Here is a 6,694-nt window from a genome sequence, read left to right as displayed (position 1 = left end):
TGTGCTCAGCGCTACTTTTTTCGCGTTTCGGCGCTGCCACCGCAGTCTCGACACCCCAGCGAACGGGCCCGACGGATTAACGGGCAAGACCACTTAGTCATGGACTTAGTTTAGGCCGTCGTGTTGGAAGGGGTTGTGAGCATCAGCAGGCGGCGCGAGCGGCGCAGAAGTCAGATTTGATCGGCCGATTCGAGCGGCGGAAACGCAGAATTCTCGGCCAGTCACGCCGAGGCCTACAGCGGTGAAGGCGCGTCGAGTCCGGGCGCCAAGTCCAGTTCCCGCAGTGACGGCAGCCCACCACCACCACCAGCGGCACCGTCATCGCGGTGGCCGTGAGCGTGGCGGACAGGATCACCAGTGCCGGGCCGCGGCTCGTGGGACTCATGGATATCGCGGCTGAATGTAACCCGAACCAGCGGCCCGGAACACCGACTGTGCGGGCCGTTCAGCCGCTGCGCACCGGCTGAGGGCACGATGTTCATGTGCTCGTCCACCCTCGCACCGGCCGGCCGTTCAGCTCTCCGGTCGCTCCCGGCACCGGATGGCCCGCCGATCCGGCGACTCCGCAGACCCCGGTCGCCGTGAGCGCCGCGCAGGTGATCGCGCTGGCGGCCGGCGCCGACTCGATACCCCGCCTCGACGGGCTGATCAGCGTGTGCCGGGCCTGCCCGCGGCTGGTGGGCTGGCGCGAGGACGTCGCCGTCGCCAAACGCCGGGCGTTCGCCGACCAGCCGTACTGGGGACGACCGGTTCCGGGCTGGGGTTCGGAGCGGCCCCGGCTGTTGATCATGGGGCTGGCGCCTGCCGCGCACGGTGCCAACCGCACGGGGCGGATGTTCACCGGCGATCGGTCGGGCGATCAGCTGTACGCGGCCCTGTACCGGGCCGGCCTGGTGAACCAGCCAACCAGTGTGGACGCCGCGGACGGGTTGCGGACCAAGCACATTCGCGTCGTCGCGCCGGTGCGTTGCGCGCCCCCGGTCAACGCTCCCACCCCGGCGGAGCGGGACAGCTGCCGGCCGTGGCTGGAGGCCGAATGGCGGCTGGTGGCCGCCCACGTCCGGGTGATCGTGGCCCTGGGCGGGTTCGGCTGGCAGGCCGCGCTACGGCTGCCGGCCGCTGCCGGGCTGCCCAAGCCGAGGTTCGGGCACGGTGTCGTCGCGGAGCTCAACGCGGGTGTGCGGCTGCTCGGCTGCTACCACCCGAGCCAGCAGAACATGTTCACCGGTAGGTTGACGACGGCGATGCTCGACGACCTCCTTACCGAGGCACGAAAACTGGCAGGAATCTCGTGACTCTGCGTTGGCGGGATAACGGCGGCGTGTTGACGCGCCCTGCGACCCCGGCCTGCGCCCGCGCGGGCGGGCGATGGACGTGCGGGGCTCGGTGCTGAGCGGGGAACGTTCGCGGCGCGGGAAGCGTTGAGGCCATCGTGCGTCTATCCGTCCTCGACCTCGTCCCGGTGCGCACCGACCAGACGACCCGGGACGCGCTGGCCGCCACTGTGGGGCTGGCGCAAACCGCGGACCGGCTGGGGTTCACCCGCTACTGGGTCGCCGAACACCACAACATGCGGTCCGTCGGTGCCACCAGTCCGCCCGTCCTGATCGCCTACCTGGCCGCGCAGACCACCCGGCTGCGGCTGGGGTCGGGTGGGGTGATGCTGCCCAACCACGCGCCGCTGACCGTCGCCGAGCAGTTCGCGCTGCTGGAAGCCGCGGCTCCGGGCCGCATCGACCTCGGCATCGGCCGGGCGCCCGGCTCCGACCCGGTGACCTCGTATGCCCTGCGCGGTACCCGCGACGACCGTGACATCGAGAACTTCCCCGACTACCTCGACGACGTGGCTGCGCTGATGAGCAAGACCGGGGTGCGGGTGCCGCTGCGTTCCGGGGACTACATCCTCAGGGCCACCCCGGCCGCCGTGACAGAACCGCGCCTGTGGCTGCTGGGCTCGTCGATGTACTCGGCGCAGCTGGCCGCGGCCAAGGGGCTGCCGTATGTGTTCGCCCACCACTTCTCCGGCCGGGGCACCGAGGAGGCGTTGCAGACCTACCGTTGCGGGTTCCGGCCCAGTGACGTGGCCGCCGAGCCCGTGACGTTTCTGACCGTGAACGCCGCGGTGGCCGAAACCCATTCCGAGGCAACAGCGTTGATCCTGCCCAACCTGCAGGTGATGGCGCGGCTGCGGACCGGCCAGGCGCTGGGGCCGGTACCCCTCGTCGAAGAGGCCCTGGCCGCGGAGCTGACGCCGGAGCAGCAGCGCATCGTCGACAGCGGGCTGCGACGCGCAGTGGTCGGTGCGCCCGCGGAGGCCGCTGAGCAGCTGCGGACGCTGGCCGGAAAATTCGGCGTCGACGAGGTGATGGTCAATCCGGTCGCCTCGGCCCGCCACGCCACCGCTCCGGCCACCGCACCCGCGCGGGTGGCGACGCTGGAGCTGCTGGCCAAAGAGCTTTTCTAGGACTCCGCCGGCTGCCGTACCTCGTGGCCGGCCGGGGCGTGGTCGGCGATCCACTGCTGCAGTCCGTCGGCCGGCAGCGGCGGACTGTGCACGAAGCCCTGCGTGATCGTGCAACCGTAGCGCCGCAGCGCATCCAGCGTGACCTCGTCTTCGACTCCCTCGGCGACGAGGTCGGCGCCTAGGCTGTCGGCCAGGGCCACTGTGGACCGCACGATCGCCACCGATCGCGGGTCGTGGGACAGGCGCGCCACGAACACCCGGTCGAGTTTGAGCTCGTCGACCGTGACGTCCTGCAGGCGCGCCAGCGACGACCATCCGGTGCCGTAGTCGTCCAGCGAGATGCGAATGCCCAGGCGTTGCAGCGAGGCGACGGTGTGGCGCGATTGCACGGAGTCGATCAGGGTGCTCTCGGTGATCTCGATGACCAGGGCGTCGGCGGGCACGCCGTAGGCCCGCAGCAGTCGTTCGACCGTGCCGACCAGGTCCAGGTCGAGCAGGTTCGTGGTGGACAGGTTGACCGCGACCGCCAGCGCGAGGCCCTGCGCGCGCCAGGACCGCATCTGGCCGAGGACGAGGTTCAGCGTGCGGTCGGCGACCTTGCGCATCAGCCCGGCGCGTTCGGCCGCCGGTACGAATTCGGCCGCCAGCAGCAGACCGCGGTTGGGATGCTGCCAGCGCAGCAGCGCCTCGACGCTGTGCACGCTGCCGTCGAGGTTGATCTTGGGCTGGTAGTGACACGACAGTTCGTCACCGTCGTTCAGCGCGGCGCACAGTTCCTCGACGAAGGTGGGGTCGTCCCGGTGTTGCGCGAACGTCGTTTCGTAGACGGCGATCTTGCTGACGGCCGACCTGGCGTGGGGGAGCGCCGCCTCCGCGAGGTTGAGCAGCGACTCGGCATTCTCGCAGTGGTCGGGGCTCAGCGCGACGGCGATGCAAGCGTCGATCCCCACGGTGATCGGGTCCAGCGCGAACGGTTCGCTCAAACATTCGAGCAGTCGGCCGGCTTGGGCGCGCGCGCCGATGAGGTCGGTGTCCTGGGCCAACAGTAACGCGAATCGGCTGTCACCCACTCGCGTGAAAAGATCGTCACGACGGATGGTCTTTCCCAGTCGATTCGCGATGCGGCGTACGAGCTCGTCGACGAGCCCGGCGCCGATCGAGTCGTTGATCTGGTGAAACTCGTACAGTTCCAGCACCAACAGAGCGCGGCGCGATACCGCCCTCGTCTCAAGAGCGGGCTGCTGGTCGGAGACCCCGGCCAGGGCGGCGACCAGGGCGCGGCGATTCGGCAGGCCCGTCAATGCGTCGGTCATGGCACGCTTGTGGTCCGCGGCCAGCGCGCTGAGCTGGTGGACTGTCATCGTGAAGCGCGCGGCGACCACGACCAGGGTCGTCACCGCCAGTGCCGTGGCCAGTTGCGACCGGTGACCCAACACGGCCACCAACATCGCTGTGACCGCGCACAACGCGGGCACGACGAGGGAACTGAGCCTGCCCTGCCCGCTCGGGGCCCTCGTTGCTGATCGCGTCCACGCGACCGTCGCCACCAACAGCGACGACGCTGGCCAGCACGCGTCGAGTGCTGTTCCGGCCGGGTATGTACGCGCAGAGGTCTCGAACAGGTACGTCGCGTGCGGCACCGCGGCCAGGGCGAAGCCGGTGATCAGCAGCGCCAAGCGCGGCGCGTTGTTGCGATCCACGACCGGCAGCATGCTCGTCGTCAGCGCCAGCAGCACCAGGTCGCCGTACGGATACACCGTGCCCGCCAGGATGGTCGACGGTTTGCAGTCGGTGGCGCCGTGTGTGTGGCCTGCCAGCAGCACCGTGCCCAGCGCAGCCATCACCAGACCGCAGGTTACGCCGTCGAGTCGGATCGTAACGGGCACGCGCTTGGCGAGCGCCCAGTTCAGTAACAGCAACCCGGCGCAGACCAGGGGGTACAGCGCGAGATAGGTCAAGTCGGCCAGCGAGGGCGATCGGCCATCGGGGACCCAGGCCGCGTGGACGACGTCACCGAGCGCCGACACTGCCAAGCCCACCGCGATCAGCGCCCACGCAGCACGGTCTCTCCTGACACGAACAGCGCGGGCGCCAATCAGCGCGGCCGTCGCCAGGTTCAACGCTGCGTACACCCCACCGAGGACGGCGGCGTCGACGATGCGCGCCCGGTGCAGCGCGTTGAGCACGACGAAGACCACAATGCCCAGCGTCAGCGCACCGATGGCGATCCGGATCGCCGTCGGCGGCCATCGGGTTTTCTCGGCCGCGTTGGTCGACATGTGCTTCGCCCTCGTCGCCACGGGTTCGGGATCGAGAGTCCCCGAAAGCCGTCCGGGTGCCCGGGCGGTGGGCCTGGGGGCGTCGACGGGCGCCACCGTCGCCCCGACGCACTCCGAGGATGCAGGCACCGACGGCAGTTGGTCGGGCACGATGCTGTGGACGCATCGGCCGCCTCGGCGTTTGGCGGCGTACATGGCCAGGTCCGCGTCGCGGAGCAGCTCGTCGACGGTGCAATCCGACGAGTCGGGGGCCACGGTGAACCCGATGCTCGGCCCAACATCCAGCGGAACCCCGTCGATGAGGATCGGCGGGCTGAAGGCGTCCAGGACGCGGTGCGCCGCGGCCTGCGACTCCTCGGCCGAGGCTTCGAGGAGCACCGCGAATTCGTCACCGCCGAGCCGGGCGACGGTGGCCGACTCGTCCACCGCGGACGTGAGCCGCTGGGCGACCCGCACCAGCAGTTCGTCGCCGGCGTGGTGACCCAACGTGTCGTTGACCAACTTGAATTTGTCGAGGTCCAGGCAGACCACGGCGATCGGCGCGTCGGCCGACGGTCGGCGCGCGATCGCCTCGCCCACTCGCTGGTGGAACCGGGCGCGGTTGGCCAGGCCGGTCAGGCTGTCCCGGGACGCTTTCCTGGCCATCTCGGCCAGCAGGCGCTGGTTCTCGACCAGCACGACGAACTGCCGCGCCAGCACGGCGGCGACGAGGGTTCCCATCGCGGCGAACATCGGCCCGTGCTGCATGTGGCCCAGCGCGTGAGCCAGCCCCACCGCGGCGGCCAACAGCAGCGGGAGATACGGCAACCACAACCCGGCGCGGTACGGGGGGTCGCCCTGCGGCATCGGCGCCGGAGGGGCGTGCCGACCGGCCAGCCCCGCCCACGTCACCAACCCCAAACCGGCCACCCGGATCACATCGCCCGCATCGCCGCTGTGATAGGTGCCGATCCCGGCGTGGAACACCATCGCGGTGTCGGCGAGACCGATCGTCCCGATGCCGGCGGGGATCAGGGTGCGGCCGGGCCCGTCGCCGGGGCGGATGCGCGACAACACCATGATCGCCGTCGTCACGAGGATGATGTCGCTGACGAATTCTGTGAGCGTGGCGAGCCGCGAGCCGGTGCCCTCGCGGAGCTGCTTTTCGACGACGAAGACCCAGGAGATCACGAACAGCGACGTCGCCACGACGAGGCCGTCCAGCACCATCCGTGGGGGGTTGTGGCGGGCCACGGGGGAGAACGCCACCATCGCCGCCATGGCCCCGATCGGATACAACAGAAGCGCCACCACGGCCACCGGGGGACGGTTCGCGGGGTCGAGATTCGGCTGCATGTCGTAGATCACCCATATGGCCTCTCCCAGCGCCCACCCGAGCAGAGCGGTCATCAGCGCCAGCCACCCGAATCGTGAGCGGCCTGCCGCGAAGCGGGCCGCGTTGGCGGCGCACCCTGCCGCGCACAACAACGACGCCACCGTGACGATCTCGTTGACCGGCCGAGTTCCCGCCGGGCCCTGCCATCCCCACAACCATGAGGCCGCCAGCGTCGCCTCCGCACCGCCGAAAGATGCGACGAGAATCCAGCCGACCCGCGCAGACAACGCCAGGCGCACCCACGGGCCGTCCGTCGAGGGTTTCATTGCTGCGTCACCTCACTTCGCACTGCACGGCGAGCCTTGGTGGCGCGCCACGGCGCGGTATGAAACACGCGTATAAAAGCATCTGTGTGTCAAACAATAGAGCGTCGCGGCGGTCCCATCGGCCGTTTCGTTGCTATTGCCTGGTCAGAACGAAGACTGCCTGGTCAGAACGAAAACCTGGGTCTGGTGCGAGGTCCGGTTCCGAGGGCCGCGGCAGCGGTCGTCATGGTTGGCGCCGACGACGCCGTGCAGCCGCCTACGCCCACTGCAATCCACCTCGGCGGGTGTTCACCACTGATAACTGTTCACC

The 6,694-nt window shown here is 69.7% G+C and carries 3 protein-coding genes; 2 read left to right on the top strand and 1 reads right to left on the bottom strand.

Going from position 1 to position 6,694, the window contains the following annotated elements:
- The first annotated feature begins 482 nt into the window (after positions 1–482).
- Both ACOJVU_RS05815 and ACOJVU_RS05810 read left to right on the top strand, forming a co-directional pair.
- Positions 483–1,295, top strand: a complete 813-nt coding sequence (locus ACOJVU_RS05815; protein ID WP_421528903.1) for a uracil-DNA glycosylase — start codon at positions 483–485, stop codon at positions 1,293–1,295.
- 137 nt (positions 1,296–1,432) lie between these two features.
- Positions 1,433–2,464 carry an LLM class flavin-dependent oxidoreductase gene (locus tag ACOJVU_RS05810; protein WP_421528902.1) on the top strand — a complete coding sequence of 344 codons (1,032 nt, stop codon included), beginning with the start codon at positions 1,433–1,435 and terminating at the stop codon, positions 2,462–2,464.
- On the opposite strand, the gene ACOJVU_RS05805 is transcribed toward ACOJVU_RS05810, so the two are convergent.
- On the bottom strand, positions 2,461–6,384 hold the full coding sequence (locus tag ACOJVU_RS05805) for a diguanylate cyclase domain-containing protein (RefSeq protein WP_421528901.1): 3,924 nt from the start codon (positions 6,382–6,384) through the stop codon (positions 2,461–2,463). The two genes, ACOJVU_RS05810 and ACOJVU_RS05805, sit on opposite strands and share 4 nt — an antisense overlap.
- Between the last annotated feature and the right edge of the window lie 310 nt (positions 6,385–6,694).

It is taken from the genome of Mycobacterium sp. THU-M104 (assembly GCF_049197365.1).
Classification (GTDB): domain Bacteria; phylum Actinomycetota; class Actinomycetes; order Mycobacteriales; family Mycobacteriaceae; genus Mycobacterium.
The sequence above is the reverse complement of the archived record's forward strand: the minus strand, read 5'-3'. Positions and strand labels throughout refer to the sequence as shown.